We start from the raw sequence: 16577 nt of genomic DNA on the forward strand, positions 1-16577 counted from the left end.
ACATCTATCGTTAACTCAGATTTAGCATTAATCTTAGTCCATAAAATCTTTAAGACGCTTGCTACGACTTGGATGTCTTAATTTTCTAAGCGCTTTAGCTTCGATTTGACGAATACGTTCTCTTGTAACACCGAACACTTTACCTACTTCTTCTAATGTTCTAGTTCGTCCGTCATCAAGGCCAAATCTTAAACGTAAAACATTTTCTTCTCTATCAGTAAGTGTATCTAAAACGTCTTCTAATTGTTCTTTCAATAACTCATAAGCAGCATGGTCAGAAGGACTTTGTGCTTCTTGATCTTCAATAAAGTCTCCTAAGTGACTGTCATCTTCTTCACCTATTGGCGTTTCTAGGGATACTGGCTCTTGAGCTATTTTAAGTATTTCGCGAACTTTTTCAGGTGGTAAATCCATTTCTTCACCAATTTCTTCAGGAGCAGGATCACGACCTAAATCTTGTAATAATTGTCTTTGTACGCGAATAAGCTTATTAATTGTTTCAACCATATGCACAGGAATACGGATGGTGCGAGCTTGGTCAGCAATAGCACGTGTAATGGCTTGTCTAATCCACCATGTAGCATAAGTAGAAAATTTAAATCCTTTACTAAAATCGAACTTTTCTACTGCTTTGATAAGCCCCATATTTCCCTCTTGGATTAAGTCTAAGAAAAGCATACCACGACCAACATATCGTTTCGCAATACTTACAACTAATCGCAAGTTGGCTTCTGCAAGGCGAGATTTTGCTACTTCATCACCTTGTTCAATACGTTTAGCTAATTCAATTTCTTCTTGTGCGCTAAGAAGATTTACACGTCCAATTTCTTTTAAGTACATTCTTACAGGATCATTAATTTTAACACCTGGAGGCGCACTTAAGTCATTTGGATTTAATTTTTCATCTGTATCTGAACTATCTTTTTCATTTACTAAACTAATATCGTTATCATTTAGTTGGTCAAAGAAATCATCCATTTGGTCGGAATCCATGTCAAAATTTTGCAGCTTTTCAGCAATTTCTTCATGACTTAGATGACCTTCCTTTTTACCTTTTTCAATTAATTGTTTTTTAACATCTTCTAATGTTAAAGTCGGATCAATTGTTTGTTTTTTGATTTTAACTTGGTTATCAGACATGAAAAGGCCTCCCAATCGTATTTTCAACTTTCAATTAAGATATTTAATTATATAATAAATTATTATAATAAGAAAAGTATATTTTATAATAAACATGAAATATTATCATTCTATAGGTAATAAAATGATATCCTTATTTCATAAATATTTAACTTATTATTTCTCTACCCTTTAAAAAAGCATAATAACCATTATACAGTAATGGTTATTAAATATAAATACTATATTAAAAGTTTAATATTTGTTTATATTCCTTTAATTTAAATGTTCATCTACATGCGTTGCTTGTTTTTATTAACTATCATTTGTAAATAATACTTTTGAGATTCTACGTCACCAATTCTAAGTGCTTCTTTTAATTTATGATTAAGTTCTTCAATAGAATCTTCATATTTGTTTTCATTTAAAGTTGAGATATATTCTTCAATTTCTAAATCATAAGGTTCTCGATTTAATTCATAATCATCAAGCTGTATGATTGCTTCTCTAATATCTTTATCTTCAATGTATAATATTAAATCACTAATCGAATAGTAATCATTTTCAGAATAATAATCGGTTAGCACTTTAAAAATACTTTGGAAATATTTATTCGTAAAATCATTTGCTTCAAGTTGTCGATTATAATTTAGAAATACATCTTTATCCATCATAAAGTGTTTTAATAAAGCTCTTTGTGCTTTTTCACTTTTGTTTAAATGTGTAAAAACAATATTTAAATTTTGAGAATTTAAATTCGAGTTATCATTGGTATTTCCAATATAGTCTTCTTCATATGAGATAAATTCAGGTTGTTGATGTACATTGGACATAATAGTATTGGCATCAATATTGAAAATGTCAGCTACGTCATTCACAATTTTATTTTTTAATATTGAAGATCTGACAAATGAAAGATCTTCAGTAATCTCTTTAAAGTGACGCTCATAAGCTAGATCATTATTTTCAATTTCATCTCGATAGAATTGAACTTTGTAAATAATAAACGATTTCTTCTCATTATTTATAAATTCTATAAATTTTTCTTTACCGAATTTAACTATATATTCATCGGGATCCATGTTTTTTGGTAATTGTACTACAAATACATTCAATCCATGTTTAAGTAAATGTTCTCCAGTTTTTAAAATGGCCTCTTGACCAGCAAAGTCTCCATCAAACATTAAAGTTATATTAGAGGTTAATTTTTTTAACACTGTAATGTGATCTTCTGATAATGCTGTACCCATACTTGCTACTACTGTTTTTAATCCAGCGTAATCAGCTTTAATTACATCCATGAATCCTTCTAACAACATTACTTCATCATTTTTTCTAATTGACTTTCTTGCGCTATCAAGATTATAAAGTAATCGTCTCTTTTGAAAAATCGGTGTCTCAGGACTATTTAAATACTTAGGCTCTTGATTGTTATAAGTTCTACCAGAAAAACCGACAATTCTTCCTTGAGCGTTTTTTAAAGGAAACATAATGCGATCTCTAAAACGATCATAGTAACTAAAATTTTCTTCGTTACGTGATAACAAACCAGCTTCATAAGCTAGTTCTATGTCATATCCTTTTTGTTGTAAAAAGTCATGACAAAAGTGAGCGTTATTAGGGGCATACCCAATTCCACGAGATTTTATTAATTCTTCAGTGAAACCACGATTTACAAGATAATTTAAAGCTTCTTCACCTTCTACGGATTTCATTAATGCATACATATAATATTCATTAATTAATTCATGCATTTCAATCATTTTTAAGTCTTCAGATGCTATCTGCGTTGTAGATGGATTAGAATGACCAATATCTACTTTTATATTAACGCGTTCTCCAAGTTCTTGTACTGCTTCTACGAATGAAATGTCCTTAATGTCTTGAATAAATTGAAAAACATTTCCACCTTTTTTACAACCAAAGCAATGGCATATTTGTTTATCTTCAGAAACTGTAAACGAAGGTGTTTTTTCATCATGAAAAGGACACAAACCAATGTAATTGCGTCCTCTTTTTTCTAATTTCACATATTCACTTACTAAATCTAAAATATCTGTTTTTTCCTTTATTTCGTTGATTACAGACTGTTCTATACGCAATATATATCACCTATTAAATAGTAGTCATAGTATTATACACTTTTATAGAAGGTTTTTAAATATTTATGCTTTACTTTCAATGATTTGTATAACATCATTTGCTGTTTCTTCAATAGCCTTATCAGATACATCAATAACAGGACATCCTATTTTTTCGACAATTTTTTCAAAATATTGAATTTCTTCTTTAATTCTATCTTCAGTAGCATATCTAGCATGCTCACCTAATCCTAATTGTTTAAGTCGTTGTTTTCTTATTAAATTAAGTTTATCTTCACTAATCTTTAATGCTATACATTTATTTGGATTAATTTTAAACAATTCGTCTGGTGGCGTTACCTCTGGAACTAGAGGAATGTTCATTACTTTATAGCTTTTATGCGCTAAATACTGAGATAGAGGTGTCTTAGAAGTTCTTGAAATGCCAATTAAAACAATATCTGCCTTAGGTAATCCTTTCGCATCTTTGCCATCATCATATTTTACCGCAAATTCAATTGCATCTATTTTTTTGAAATAGGCATCGTCTAATTTATGAACTCTGCCTGGCTGATTATACGGCTCCTCATCGTGCGTTTGATTAAGTAGTGTCATTAGAGGACCCATTATATCAACAGCTTTTAAGGAGAAAGCGTCTACTTTTTTCTTCATATATGCTTTGATTTTTGGTTCTACTAACGTATATACAATAATTGCATTTTTATCTATAGCGACCTGTATAACTTCATCTATATCCTTAAAGGTTTCTATATAAGGATATCTCAAAAAACCATGTTTACAAGCTTTAGGATTAAATTGAGCGACGCAAGCACTAGCAACCAACTCAGCTGTATCTCCTATTGAATCAGATGCAATGATTATCTTTATATTTTCCATTGTTTATCACCTATTCTTTAAATAATGAAACAAATAATTTTGTTATTGTTGTTTTAGATATTCTACCTACAACTTTATATTTACTATTTTCTTTTTTTCTAACAACGGGAATTGAATCAATTTCCTTATCTATCATTTGACTTGCTGCATAGATGACGAGGTCTTCTTCTTCTAAATAAACAATATTAGGCATACGTGACATGATGACACTTATAGGCATAGTATGAATATCTTGCCCAATCATAGAGGCACGTAACAAATCTTTTCGCGAGCTCACACCAATCAATTCATCTTTTTGATTAGTAATAAATAATGTTCCTGTATCTTCTAAAAATATAGTACATATAGCATCATAAATTGTCATATCTTCTTTAACGATAACAGGTAGAGACATATGATCTTTTATTATATATTGACGTAAATGATCACTGACTAATTTATTCTTAGATTTACCTGAATAATAATAACCCACACGTGGTCTAGCTTCAATAAAACCAGACATAGTTAAAATAGCTAAATCAGGACGTAAAGTAGCACGAGTTAAATTAAGTTTATCTGCTATATGTTCACCTGTTATCGGGCCACCATCTTTAACTATTTCAATTATTTGTTCTTGTCTTTTACTTAATTCTATAGGTCTTCACCCCTTTTAATTTCATTTTTATTATACCTATTTATATATATACCTACAAATACATATAAATCCTTGCTATTCAATTTTCTATGAATTAAAATATGATTAAGCGAGTTAAGGTCGGTGGAAGCTTAACATTTCAAAAATTGGCTTATCAATATCATTACATAAAAGCGAGTGTCTACACTAATTTGGGTGGAACCGCGGGTTATTTTGTTAACACTATATATTTATATAGATGAATTATTAACTCGTCCCAAGATAATAATAAGTATTATTTTATATTTATTTATTGTCTTGGGACGTTTTTATTTTAAAAGGAGAGATAATATGGTTAAAGATATGGATACTATTGTATCACTAGCTAAGCATAGAGGATTTGTATTCCCAGGTAGTGATATTTACGGTGGTTTATCTAATACATGGGATTATGGTCCATTAGGTGTTGAATTAAAAAATAATATTAAAAAAGCATGGTGGCAAAAATTCATTACTCAATCACCATACAATGTTGGGATTGATGCTGCCATTTTAATGAATCCAAAAACTTGGGAAGCATCTGGTCATTTAGGTAATTTTAACGACCCAATGATTGATAATAAAGATAGTAAAATTCGCTATCGTGCAGATAAATTAATCGAAGACTATATGCAAAATGAAAAAGGTGACGAAAATTTCATTGCTGATGGCTTAAGTTTTGAGGAAATGAAACGTATTATCGATGATGAAGGCATTGTATGTCCTGTAAGTGGGACTGCTAATTGGACAGATATTCGTCAATTTAACTTAATGTTTAAAACATTCCAAGGTGTTACTGAGGACTCTACTAATGAACTATTTTTACGTCCAGAAACTGCTCAAGGTATTTTCGTAAATTATAAAAATGTTCAACGTTCAATGCGTAAAAAATTACCATTTGGTATTGGTCAAATCGGTAAATCATTCCGTAATGAAATCACGCCTGGTAACTTTATTTTTAGAACAAGAGAATTTGAACAAATGGAATTAGAATTCTTCTGTAAACCTGGTGAAGAAATTGAATGGCAAAATTACTGGAAAACATTTGCAAGTCAATGGTTAAAAGATTTAAACATCAATGAAGAAAATATGAGATTACGCGATCATGATGAAGAAGAATTATCTCACTATTCTAATGCGACTACAGATATTGAATATAAATTCCCATTTGGTTGGGGCGAATTATGGGGTATTGCAAGCCGTACTGATTTTGACTTGAAAAAGCACAGTGAACATTCTGGTGAAGATTTCAGATATCATGATCCAGAAACAAATGAGAAATATATTCCATATTGTATTGAACCTTCTTTAGGGGCAGATCGTGTTACATTAGCTTTCTTATGTGATGCTTATGATGAAGAAGGCGTTGAAGGTAGTAAAGATGCTCGTACAGTAATGCATTTCCACCCTGCTTTAGCGCCATATAAAGCTGCTGTTTTACCATTAAGTAAAAAATTATCTGAAGAAGCAATTAAAATCTTTGAACAATTAAGTTCTAAGTTTTCTGTTGATTTTGATGAATCACAATCAATTGGTAAGCGTTATCGTCGTCAAGATGAGATCGGTACTCCTTACTGTATTACATTTGATTTTGATTCATTAGAAGATAATCAAGTTACAGTACGTGATAGAGATTCTATGGAACAAGTTCGTATGCCAATCTCAGAATTAGAAACATTCTTAGCTGAAAAAGTTAAGTTTTAATATAACAAGAACCCACTTATTACTTACTATGAGTAATAAGTGGGTTCTTTTAATTAATTTAAACATTTTATATTATTCTAATCGCTTAAGTTGATTAATTAATTTTTGACCTTTAAAGTACATGCCAGCATATTCTCTATACAGCATTATCATTAATTCTGACATTTCATCTAATAAAGCTTGGTTAATATTAAAATGATTCATTTTATCAATTGGCAACTTTTGTAAAATATCCAATAAATAAAATGTTTTATTGGATAGCTTTAAGGCATAAGGATCATTATTTAATACAGTTTCTGAGATGGTCCCATCATATTTAAAACTGTAAGCAATAAGCTTAGATTGATCAGTATCACCAGTAATTGCACAATAATCGAAAAATGCGCCAAAACCAAATTTATTCATACATTTCAATAATACGATAATCGACATTAATTGAGCAGAATTACCTTCTGAAATTTTATTGAGTACAAATTCTAATAACTTATAATGATATAAAGAAACTTCATTTGGTTCTAATGATCGATCTATTGCTTCGACGCATAAAGTCGCATAACTACTATCAAAAATATCTAATCGTAATTGATAATATTGGTTTATGACATCAATAGAACTGAGCGTTCCCATACCTTTCCATTTATTATAAATAAATAAGCCATACACAAAGAGTTGTGTATGAGCTTGCAAGCCGGTTTTAGATTTCTTAGCACGTCTTACCATAATAGGAATTTTAGCACCATGCTCGTTTAATATTGTAATAATTTTATCGGATTCACCATAATCTACTGATTTTATGATAATTCCTTTTTGTTTTTCTAACAATGCATCTCACCGGCTTTCCTATTAATTTAAACGTTAATCTTGATCTTCAACATATCCCATTTGACGAATAAAGTTTACTTTATTTCTCCAATCTTTCTGAACTTTTACCCATAATTCGAGGTAAACTTTTGATCCGAGAAGCATTTCAATATCACGTCGAGCTCTTTTACCGACTTCTTTAAGTTTTTTCCCACCCTTACCTATAACAATTCCTTTTTGAGAATCACGTTCAACAAAAATAGTTGCTTCAATTCTTACTCTTTCTTCACTTTCCTTAATCATTCTATCTACATTTACCCCTATTGCATGGGGGATTTCTTCACTTGTTAGATGTAAGATTTTTTCTCTAATAATTTCGCCTACTACAAATTGTTCTGGATGATCCGATATTTGATCATCAGGGTAATATTTTGGACCTTCAGGTAAATAATCTTTAAGTACATCGATAAAGTGATCCACATTCAATCCTTCAAGTGCCGAAATTGGCACAATTTCAGTAAAATCCATATAGGTTTTATATTTTTCAATCTTAGGCATAAGTGCATCTGGATGAACTAAATCAATTTTATTTAACACTAGAAATACTGGTGTTTTAACATTTTTTAGCATTTCCATTATATATTCGTCACCACGACCAATATCTTCATTTACATTTACCATAAACATAATAGCATCAATTTCTGATAGTGTATTTTTAGCTACACGCATCATATAATCTCCTAATTTATGCTTAGGTTTATGAATACCTGGTGTATCTAAGAAAATGATTTGAGCATCTTCTCTTGTCATTACTCCCTGAATTTTATTTCTTGTTGTTTGAGCTTTATCTGACATAATTGCAATTTTATGTCCAATGACTCTATTCATAAACGTGGATTTTCCCACATTCGGTCTCCCTATAATAGATACAAATCCTGATTTGTGTTCTGTCATTTATTCTAAATCCTTTCCCGAAAAGCCGTGAGGTAATAGTTCTGCTACAGTTGACTTAATCATCTCACCTTTATGATTTGTCATATACACAGGCATGTCGTCATCACAGAGTTCTTTTAATACTTGACGACATGTTCCACAAGGTGATGACGGATGTTCAGCGTCAACGGTAACTGTTATTGATTCAAAATCTCCTGGTCGATAGCCTTCTGAAATTGCAGCTACTAAACTAGATCGTTCTGCACAAATCGTTGCTGGATAAGCTGCATTTTCAACATTTGCTCCATAAAAATGGCGACCGTCTTTTGTTTTTAAATATGCACCTACTTTAAAATGACTATACGGTACATAAGCACGTTGTTGAGCTTTTCTAACTTCTTGAAAATAATGTGATTGATAACTCATTTTATTGTCCCCTTTAAAAAAAGATGTGAGGTATAAAAATCATTAAACCCATAATTAGTGCAAAGATTGAAACAACCATAACACTAAAGGCGGCAATATCTTTAGCTTGTTTAGCTAATTCGTGATAGTCAGAAGTAACTAAATCTACGACGCATTCTATAGCTGTATTCACAGCCTCAAGCGTAAGTACCAAAGTGATGCTTAACAAAATAAACAACCATTCTACAGTTGAAAGTCTTACGATAATTCCTAAAATGATAGCTATGAATGCGAATATTAAGTGTATTAGATAATTGTGATCTTTTTGAAGAAGTGTTTTTAAACCATCAAAAGTGTATTTAAATCGTTTTAAAAATTTAATCTCTAGTCAATCCATATGCGTTTAAAATTTCTTTTTGGCGTCCAAACATTTCTTTTTCATCTTCTTCATTCATATGATCATATCCTAATAAGTGTAAAAAACCATGTAAAGCTAAAAAACCAAGTTCTCTTTCAAATGAATGATTATAAGATTCAGCTTGTTCCTTAGCTACATCAGTACAAATAATAATATCTCCTAACACTCTAGGAATATCTAAACCAATAATATCTGGTTCATCTTCTTCAAGTGCAAAAGAAATAACATCAGTCACTCTATCTTTATCTCGATAATTTTTATTTATTTCTTGAATTTCATCTTTATCTACAAAAGTAACTGACAATTCAGCATCTTCATGAATGTTTTCTTTTTCTTTAGCAAAGTTAATTAAGTCTTCGATTTGATGATACCATTCATCTTTAACTAAGTTTGTATGATCATTGAAATCAATCGTAAACATTTAATTGTCTCCTTCATAACGTTCGATAATTTTACTTACTAATGGGTGTCGTACTACATCACTTTGATCTAGTTCCATTATATTTATTCCTTTAACACCACGAAGGTTCTTAATAGCTTCTTTTAATCCACTTTTAACACCTTTTGGTAAGTCAATTTGAGTTTGGTCTCCAGTTACAACCATTTTTGAACCAAATCCTAGACGAGTTAAAAACATTTTCATTTGTGCATGTGTTGTATTTTGAGCTTCATCTAAAATGACAAATGCATCATCTAGAGTTCTACCCCTCATATACGCTAAGGGAGCAATTTCAATTGTACCTCGTTCAATAAAACGTGCTGTTTGTTCTCTACCTAGGACAGTATTTAAACCATCATAAAGAGGTCTTAAATATGGATCAACTTTTTCTTTTAAGTCTCCTGGTAAGAAACCTAATGATTCACCAGCTTCTACAGCTGGTCTTGTTAAAACAATTCTTTTTACTGTTCCTTTTCTTAATTGTTTTGCAGCATAAACAACTGCAAGGAAAGTTTTACCTGTTCCAGCAGGACCTATACCAAACACTAAATCATTACGTTTCATAGCATTAATATAAAGACGTTGCCCCATTGTTTTTGCACGAATTGTTTTACCAAAGGCATCTTTAGTAATCTCTTCATCATATAAATCCAATAGATATTGAATAGTGTCATTTTTAGCCATCTTTATGGCAGCCTCAACATCTTTTAATGTAATTGAATGTCCTAACTCAATTACCTTTAATAAATTTTTAAGAACTAATTCTGCTTTTTCAACATGCTCTAATACTTGACCTTTTACTGCAATTTCTTGCCCACGAGCATGTATGATAACATCAAATGCTTCTTCAATCGATTTTAAATGTTCATCATTATTACCAATTAAAGCTTGAGAATGGTTGATGTTATCTATTTGAATTATTCCTGGCATAAAAGCGCTCCTTTTCACATAAAACATATTCATTAATAATTAATCTTTCATATAAATTTTACTAAACAATGATAAAGTATACAAATTTAAATGTTTTGAATGAATAATTAACCTAAGATAATATAACATAATAAAAAGTACCAAGAACAATATGTGTTTTAGGCGCATCTTAACATATTAGGAGCATAAATAAAGAGACTTCCACGTAGAAAGTCTCTTGTAAAGGTCAGAATGAAACAATAAATGTTGTCTTATTCTTTTATTTATAACCCTTATAATTTTTTAGGTTTATTTAGTATTTCTTGCCAAATAATCCCATCAACTATCGGGTCATTGTCAAATTGAAACGTTTGATGTGTCATATTTTTTTCAATAGATTTACTATTGAGTAATTGATTCAGTTTATAACGTTTCGTTTTTTCAGATAAGTACTTATCATTAATAATTTCTTTAGCTTTCTTTTCAATTAAAGAAAGTTGTTTTTCTTTTTCTTTGTCAATTTCAGATCTCACATTAAATAATTCTTTTGATAGCGAGTCTTCTAACTGTTTTTTAATATCTTTTTCACTTTGAGATCTCTCTCGTGAAGTTGAATCACTATCTTTAGAAGGCATTTTTTCGGTATGAGATTGTTTAGTTTCAAACCGTTTTAATTCTCCACGAGGATGTTCAGTCTTAACTTCTTTTTTAAGATTTTTATCACTGTGAACCGTTTCTTTTTTAGAAGATGGTTTTGGTGATGATGTTTTTTTATTTTGTTCTTCTTCATCAAATTCTGATGCCATCTCATTAAAAGCTTCTTCTATCTGTTCAAAAATACCTTTTTTTCTTGGTGTGTTTTGCGTAGGTCTTTGTGTATTTTTGTGTGGAGGCGTTTGATTTTTTCGTTGTTCATGACTTTTATCTCTCATTGCACTAATACCAGTAACAATCACAGAAATAACGAATATAAGAATTCCAATATTCATTTAATCACCCCTCTATTTAATTTGGTGATTCATCGTCATTTTGTTCGGTACGTTTATTAATAGCGTTTCTCATACCTGTATCTGCTTCTACATTTTTTAAATTATAGTAATCTTTTACTCCAATATTACCTTTACGTAAAGCTTCAGCCATCGCTAGTGGTACTTCTGATTCAGCTTCTACTACCTTAGCACGCATTTCTTGAACACGTGCTTTCATTTCTTGTTCAGAGGCAACAGCCATAGCACGTCGTTCCTCAGCTTTAGCTTGAGCAATATTTTTATCTGCGAGTGCTTGTTCCGTTTGTAAATCAGCGCCGATATTTTTACCGATATCTACATCTGCAATATCAATTGATAAAATTTCGAATGCTGTTCCTGAATCCAATCCTTTACTTAATACTGTTTTAGAAATATTATCAGGATTTTCTAGTACTTGTGTATGATGTTCACTAGAACCAATTGTGGAAACAATACCTTCACCAACTCGTGCAATAATTGTTTCTTCTCCAGAACCACCTACAAGTCTAGAAATATTAGCTCTTACTGTAATTCTAGCTTTAGCTTTAACTTCGATACCGTTCATCGCAACACCGGCAATAAAGGGAGTTTCGATTACTTTGGGATTAACAGACATTTGAACAGCTTCTAAGACATCGCGTCCTGCTAAGTCTATTGCGGCACCTCTTTCAAAAGGTAAATTGATATCTGCACGTTGAGCTGCTATGTTGGCATCCACTACTCTATCTACATTACCACCAGCTAGATAATGAGATTCCAATTGATTTGTTGTTAAATTTAGTCCTGCTTTATGAGCTTTAATAAGAGGACCTATCACTTTACGAGGAGATACTCTACGAAGTCGCATTCCTACAAGTGTAGCAATACTAACTTTTACACCTGCAGCAATAGCGGAAATCCATAATCCGACTGGTACAAATGAAAATAATAATAATAAAGCAACTATTATAATAATCGCAATAATTATAATTCCAATATTTAACATTGACTTTACTCCTTTTATATTTTTATTTCTCTTACAACTACTCTACTACCTTCTACCTCTAAAATTTTTACTTTTTTATTTCTCAAGATAAATGTACCGTCAGAAACAGCATCAATTCTTTTGTCATCTAAAGTTATGATTCCAGCAGGTCTTAAATCAGTAGTAGTATACGCAGTTTTTCCCACTAAGTAAGAACGATCATCATGAGATCTATAACCAGCTTCTGTACTCGTTGAATCATTCAATATCACTTTATCAAAAAATGGTATTTTACGATTAAACACTTTCACCAAAATCACCCATTCTATAATAGAAAGTATTAAAGCGACAATAACATTAAAGAGCATAACTAAAATATTATCTCCTAACATAATCATACTAACAATAATAAGCACTATTCCTATAATTCCAATTACTGCTCCAACAATGAATAGTTCTATTATTACTAAGATGATACCTATGAAAAACAATAAAATTGAAATCAAATTGACATCGCCATTAATTAAAAACCCTAGAAATAGAATAAGTAACGCTAGAGAAGCTAAAATACCTAAAATATTTATCCTTTTAGAATAAAGTTGATATAAAAAACCTAAAAAGATAATACATGTAAGAATTAATAAAACAATAGGATTAACAATGATATTTGACATATCACCCAACCATGAATGATTCAATGAAGCAAAAGTATTCTCGATATGTATCAAATTTATACTTATCATTATCTCACCTCGCTCTCAATTAAATTATACATGAAATAAATACTATATTATAGTATTACAATTGTATAAAAAAACTCTCAATTAGTTTAACTAATTGAGAGAATATATATATAATTAACATTCATGTTGAGGGAGTCAACAGAGCTATTAATTATTTGAATTTACGTTTACGTGCAGCTTCTGATTTTTTCTTACGTCTTACACTTGGTTTTTCGTAAAATTCACGTTTACGTACTTCTTGGATAGTACCACTTTTAGATACTGAACGTTTAAATCTACGTAATGCATCTTCTAGTGATTCGTTTTTACGTACTACTGTTTTAGACATCTGTATTTCCCTCCCTCCAAATATCAACGAAACTTAAAGTCAATAATTGCATAGAAATAATTAACTATGCTTTATTTAGTATAATATATGAAATAATTATGGTCAATTATAAATCTTTATAATTTCAAAAATTTATAATAATACGCCTTCTTCAGTTTTATTAGTAGCATGATTAACGATTCTAACTGCACTACCAATGTTAATTGGATAATCAGCTTTATTAATTTTAACTTTAACAATCTCACCGATTAAATCCTCACTACCCTCAAATTCAACTTTCATATAATTATCTGCGTAACCTACTAATGTATCTTTTGTTTCTCCTACTTCTTCTGGAATCACTTCTAAAACTTCATTTTCAAATTTTGATGCGTATTCTTTAGCAAGTTGGTCACTTAAAGCAATAAGTTTATGTACACGTTCATTTTTAATTGACTCATCAATTTGATCATCCATACGTGCAGCAGGTGTACCAATACGTTGTGAATACGGGAAAACATGTAACTCTGAGAATTTATGTTTAACTATAAAATCATATGTTTCTTGGAATTCTTCTGCAGTTTCTCCTGGGAAACCTACTATAACATCACTTGTAACCGCTAAATCAGGTAATGCATCATGTAACTTTGTTAGTCTTTCAGAAAAATGTTCCATAGTATATTTACGGCGCATACGTTTTAATACTGTATCTGAACCTGATTGTAATGGTACATGTAAATGTCTAACCACTTTATTAGAATTTTTTAGAACATCAATGACTTCATCAGTAAGTTGACTGGCTTCAATTGAAGAAATTCTAATTCTTTCTAAACCATCAATTTCCTCAAGATCTCTGAGTAATTGAGCTAAATTATAATTTTTTAAATCTTGACCGTATCCACCGGTATGAATACCAGTTAATACAATTTCTTTATATCCAGATTGAACTAACTGTGTTGCTTGTTCAACTACTTTTTCAGGATCTCTAGAGCGCATTAAACCACGTGCCCATGGAATAATACAAAACGTACAAAAGTTATTACAACCTTCTTGGATTTTTAGAGATGCACGAGTTCTATCCGTAAAATAAGGTACATCTAATTCTTCATATGTACGATTTTTCATAATATTTCCAACACCATTAATTGGTTGACGTTCTTCTCTAAATTGATCAATATAACTAAGTAATTTATGTCTGTCTTGAGTACCAACAACGACATCTACGCCTGGAATCTCCATAATTTCAGCAGAAGATGTTTGTGCATAACAACCTGTAACACATACTACTGCATCAGGATTACGACGTATTGCTCTTCTAATGACTTGTCTACTTTTTTTATCACCTGTATTAGTCACGGTGCAAGTATTAATGACATATACATCTGCATTAGTTTCAAAATCTACTCTTTCATAATTAGCATCTTTAAATAATTGCCATATTGCTTCAGTTTCATAATGGTTTACTTTACAACCTAAAGTATGAAACGCTACTGTTGCCATTTAATTCACCCCATCAATTCTTTCTCAAAACTTATAGCACTAAGTGCATATAGTGGCGCAGTTTCTGCTCTTAATATTCTAGGGCCTAAACCAATGTTTAAGCTTACCTCCCTAAAGAGATCAATTTCCTTATCGGAAAAACCACCTTCAGGTCCAAATATGATTAACACACGATCATTCGTTTGAAAGTTGTTTAAAATATTTTTAAATCGACTTTTTTCACCATGCTTGGCTTCGTCTTCATATGCTATTAACACATAGTCATAATTATTTATGGTATCATAAATTACTTTTAAATTCGACTGAAATTTAACATCTGGAATAACAAGTCTATAACTTTGTTCAGCAGCTTCTTTTACAATCTTTTGCCATCTATCTATTTTCTTTTGTACCTTGTTCTCTTGTAATTTAACTACAGATCGATCCATACCCACTGAAATAAAATGATTGGCACCCAATTCTGTACTTTTTTGAAGCAACCATTCATATTTATCAGCTTTTATTAAACCACTACAAATCGTTACATCAACTGGTAATTCAGTGTCAATATCTAATTGGTTTATTGGTAAAACTTCAATTTGATTAGAACTTATATGTGTAATTTCAGTAATAAATACTTTTTTATCATTAAAATTAATTATAATTTTGTTACCAATCGTATTTCTCATTACATTTTTGATATGATGTATATCTTCTTCATTGGTAATAAAAAAACGCTGATGAGAATCAGCGTTTTGATTGATAAAGTATCGTTGCAAATTATTCACTCACTTTCTGACCAACAATGCAAACCCATCCATTGTCATGATTGATTGATACAATATTAAATCCAACACGCTTCATATGTGACAGTATATCTTCATGTTTTTCTTCTATAATACCTGAAGTTATAAAATAACCATCTTCATTTAGTGTATTATAAGCATCTTCAATCATTTCATCAATAATATGAGCTAAAATATTTGCGATAACTACATCAAATTTTTCATTTTCTTCTTTTAATAAATTACCGGGAATTGCTTCAATAGCATTTTCGCAATGATTTTTTCTAAAATTCTCCTTAGCCACACCAACAGCCATTTCGTCTATATCTAAGGCTTTAATTCTTTTAACACCTAATAAGTGACTAGCGATACTTAATATACCAGAACCTGTACCTACATCAATAACTGAAGAATCTGGTGTTACATAAGTTTCAATCGCTTTTAGACACATACTTGTTGTTGGATGATCTCCAGTACCAAAAGCCATTCCGGGATCTAATTCTATACACAATTCATCTTCTGATTCTTTTGAATAATCTTCCCAACTTGGAACAATCGTAAATCTCTCAGAAGCTCTAAAAGGATGAAAATAGTTTTTCCATTCATTAGCCCAATCTACTTCAGCAATAGTCTTTGCTGAAAACTCAACTACTGAATCATCTATAAGGTCCAAATTTAATATTTCATTTTTTAATTTATTTTTAAATTGAGTGTTATATTTCAATTCGTTAAAGTATGCTTTTAATCTCACACCTTGTTCAGGATAATCTTCTTTTTTTAATTCGTAGATTTCACCAAATTTATCAGTAGGTTGATTAATTAAATCATTTGAATCTTCTATAACTACTCCATTTGAACCATAGTTTTCTAATATGTTAGTGACTAAAGGTTCAACTTCATGATTTACAGTGACTGCAAATTCTGTCCAGTTCAT

Annotated in this window: 18 protein-coding genes; 1 reads left to right on the top strand and 17 read right to left on the bottom strand. The window is 30.6% G+C overall.

Going from position 1 to position 16577, the window contains the following annotated elements:
• Positions 1-33: 33 nt before the first annotated feature.
• The 4 genes from rpoD to HMPREF2578_RS05160 form a co-directional block, all read right to left on the bottom strand.
• Positions 34-1140 carry an RNA polymerase sigma factor RpoD gene (rpoD, locus tag HMPREF2578_RS05145; protein ID WP_002449793.1) on the bottom strand — a complete coding sequence of 369 codons (1107 nt, stop codon included), beginning with the start codon at positions 1138-1140 and terminating at the stop codon, positions 34-36.
• Between the two features lie 272 nt (positions 1141-1412).
• Complete coding sequence (dnaG, locus tag HMPREF2578_RS05150) at positions 1413-3221, bottom strand: DNA primase (protein ID WP_017176222.1); 1809 nt, start codon at positions 3219-3221, stop codon at positions 1413-1415.
• Positions 3222-3284: 63 nt separating this feature from the next.
• Positions 3285-4097, bottom strand: coding sequence for a pyruvate, water dikinase regulatory protein (locus HMPREF2578_RS05155; protein ID WP_017176221.1), 813 nt, complete (start codon positions 4095-4097; stop codon positions 3285-3287).
• A 10-nt stretch (positions 4098-4107) separates the two neighbouring features.
• Positions 4108-4731: a transcriptional regulator CcpN gene (locus HMPREF2578_RS05160; RefSeq protein ID WP_072291429.1), complete on the bottom strand. Its 624-nt coding sequence runs from the start codon at positions 4729-4731 to the stop codon at positions 4108-4110.
• A gap of 330 nt (positions 4732-5061) precedes the next feature.
• Between HMPREF2578_RS05160 and HMPREF2578_RS05165 the strand changes: the two genes are divergently transcribed.
• Positions 5062-6453, top strand: coding sequence for a glycine--tRNA ligase (locus HMPREF2578_RS05165; protein ID WP_017176219.1), 1392 nt, complete (start codon positions 5062-5064; stop codon positions 6451-6453).
• A 72-nt stretch (positions 6454-6525) separates the two neighbouring features.
• On the opposite strand, the gene recO is transcribed toward HMPREF2578_RS05165, so the two are convergent.
• The 13 genes from recO to prmA form a co-directional block, all read right to left on the bottom strand.
• A complete protein-coding gene (gene recO, locus HMPREF2578_RS05170; RefSeq protein ID WP_017176218.1) occupies positions 6526-7275 on the bottom strand; it encodes a DNA repair protein RecO in 750 nt (249 codons plus the stop codon).
• Positions 7276-7308: 33 nt separating this feature from the next.
• Positions 7309-8208 carry a GTPase Era gene (gene era, locus HMPREF2578_RS05175; RefSeq protein ID WP_002449851.1) on the bottom strand — a complete coding sequence of 300 codons (900 nt, stop codon included), beginning with the start codon at positions 8206-8208 and terminating at the stop codon, positions 7309-7311.
• Positions 8209-8613: a cytidine deaminase gene (gene cdd, locus HMPREF2578_RS05180; RefSeq protein ID WP_002455278.1), complete on the bottom strand. Its 405-nt coding sequence runs from the start codon at positions 8611-8613 to the stop codon at positions 8209-8211.
• Positions 8614-8626: 13 nt separating this feature from the next.
• Entirely contained in the window at positions 8627-8974 is a 348-nt protein-coding gene (locus HMPREF2578_RS05185) for a diacylglycerol kinase family protein (RefSeq protein ID WP_029376821.1), read from the bottom strand.
• Positions 8970-9431 (bottom strand): rRNA maturation RNase YbeY, encoded by a 462-nt coding sequence (ybeY, locus tag HMPREF2578_RS05190; protein WP_017176216.1) that lies wholly within the window; start codon positions 9429-9431, stop codon positions 8970-8972. Before ybeY ends, HMPREF2578_RS05185 begins: the two co-directional genes overlap by 5 nt.
• A complete protein-coding gene (locus tag HMPREF2578_RS05195; protein ID WP_002449734.1) occupies positions 9432-10379 on the bottom strand; it encodes a PhoH family protein in 948 nt (315 codons plus the stop codon).
• A 272-nt stretch (positions 10380-10651) separates the two neighbouring features.
• Positions 10652-11347 (bottom strand): hypothetical protein, encoded by a 696-nt coding sequence (locus HMPREF2578_RS05200; RefSeq protein ID WP_017176215.1) that lies wholly within the window; start codon positions 11345-11347, stop codon positions 10652-10654.
• A gap of 16 nt (positions 11348-11363) precedes the next feature.
• Positions 11364-12350 carry a flotillin-like protein FloA gene (floA, locus tag HMPREF2578_RS05205; RefSeq protein WP_017176214.1) on the bottom strand — a complete coding sequence of 329 codons (987 nt, stop codon included), beginning with the start codon at positions 12348-12350 and terminating at the stop codon, positions 11364-11366.
• 14 nt (positions 12351-12364) lie between these two features.
• Positions 12365-13072: an NfeD family protein gene (locus HMPREF2578_RS05210; RefSeq protein WP_017176213.1), complete on the bottom strand. Its 708-nt coding sequence runs from the start codon at positions 13070-13072 to the stop codon at positions 12365-12367.
• A 151-nt stretch (positions 13073-13223) separates the two neighbouring features.
• Positions 13224-13400, bottom strand: a complete 177-nt coding sequence (gene rpsU / locus HMPREF2578_RS05215; protein ID WP_002449867.1) for a 30S ribosomal protein S21 — start codon at positions 13398-13400, stop codon at positions 13224-13226.
• Between the two features lie 132 nt (positions 13401-13532).
• Positions 13533-14879 carry a tRNA (N(6)-L-threonylcarbamoyladenosine(37)-C(2))-methylthiotransferase MtaB gene (mtaB, locus tag HMPREF2578_RS05220; protein ID WP_017176212.1) on the bottom strand — a complete coding sequence of 449 codons (1347 nt, stop codon included), beginning with the start codon at positions 14877-14879 and terminating at the stop codon, positions 13533-13535.
• Between the two features lie 5 nt (positions 14880-14884).
• Entirely contained in the window at positions 14885-15637 is a 753-nt protein-coding gene (locus HMPREF2578_RS05225; protein WP_017176211.1) for a 16S rRNA (uracil(1498)-N(3))-methyltransferase, read from the bottom strand.
• Between the two features lies 1 nt (position 15638).
• Entirely contained in the window at positions 15639-16577 is a 939-nt protein-coding gene (gene prmA / locus HMPREF2578_RS05230) for a 50S ribosomal protein L11 methyltransferase (protein ID WP_017176210.1), read from the bottom strand.

Origin of the sequence: Staphylococcus sp. HMSC072H03 (genome assembly GCF_001809305.1) — a bacterium.
Taxonomy (GTDB): domain Bacteria; phylum Bacillota; class Bacilli; order Staphylococcales; family Staphylococcaceae; genus Staphylococcus; species Staphylococcus hominis.

Excerpts from the sequence above, each read along its gene's own strand:
- rpoD (WP_002449793.1), bottom strand. The coding sequence starts at position 1,140 with ATGTCTGATAACCAAGTTAAAATCAAAAAACAAACAATTGATCCGACT.
- HMPREF2578_RS05155 (WP_017176221.1), bottom strand. The coding sequence starts at position 4,097 with ATGGAAAATATAAAGATAATCATTGCATCTGATTCAATAGGAGATACA.
- HMPREF2578_RS05165 (WP_017176219.1), top strand. The coding sequence starts at position 5,062 with ATGGTTAAAGATATGGATACTATTGTATCACTAGCTAAGCATAGAGGA.
- era (WP_002449851.1), bottom strand. The coding sequence starts at position 8,208 with ATGACAGAACACAAATCAGGATTTGTATCTATTATAGGGAGACCGAAT.
- cdd (WP_002455278.1), bottom strand. The coding sequence starts at position 8,613 with ATGAGTTATCAATCACATTATTTTCAAGAAGTTAGAAAAGCTCAACAA.
- ybeY (WP_017176216.1), bottom strand. The coding sequence starts at position 9,431 with ATGTTTACGATTGATTTCAATGATCATACAAACTTAGTTAAAGATGAA.
- HMPREF2578_RS05195 (WP_002449734.1), bottom strand. The coding sequence starts at position 10,379 with ATGCCAGGAATAATTCAAATAGATAACATCAACCATTCTCAAGCTTTA.
- HMPREF2578_RS05200 (WP_017176215.1), bottom strand. The coding sequence starts at position 11,347 with ATGAATATTGGAATTCTTATATTCGTTATTTCTGTGATTGTTACTGGT.
- floA (WP_017176214.1), bottom strand. The coding sequence starts at position 12,350 with ATGTTAAATATTGGAATTATAATTATTGCGATTATTATAATAGTTGCT.
- HMPREF2578_RS05210 (WP_017176213.1), bottom strand. The coding sequence starts at position 13,072 with ATGATAAGTATAAATTTGATACATATCGAGAATACTTTTGCTTCATTG.
- rpsU (WP_002449867.1), bottom strand. The coding sequence starts at position 13,400 with ATGTCTAAAACAGTAGTACGTAAAAACGAATCACTAGAAGATGCATTA.
- mtaB (WP_017176212.1), bottom strand. The coding sequence starts at position 14,879 with ATGGCAACAGTAGCGTTTCATACTTTAGGTTGTAAAGTAAACCATTAT.
- prmA (WP_017176210.1), bottom strand. The coding sequence starts at position 16,577 with ATGAACTGGACAGAATTTGCAGTCACTGTAAATCATGAAGTTGAACCT.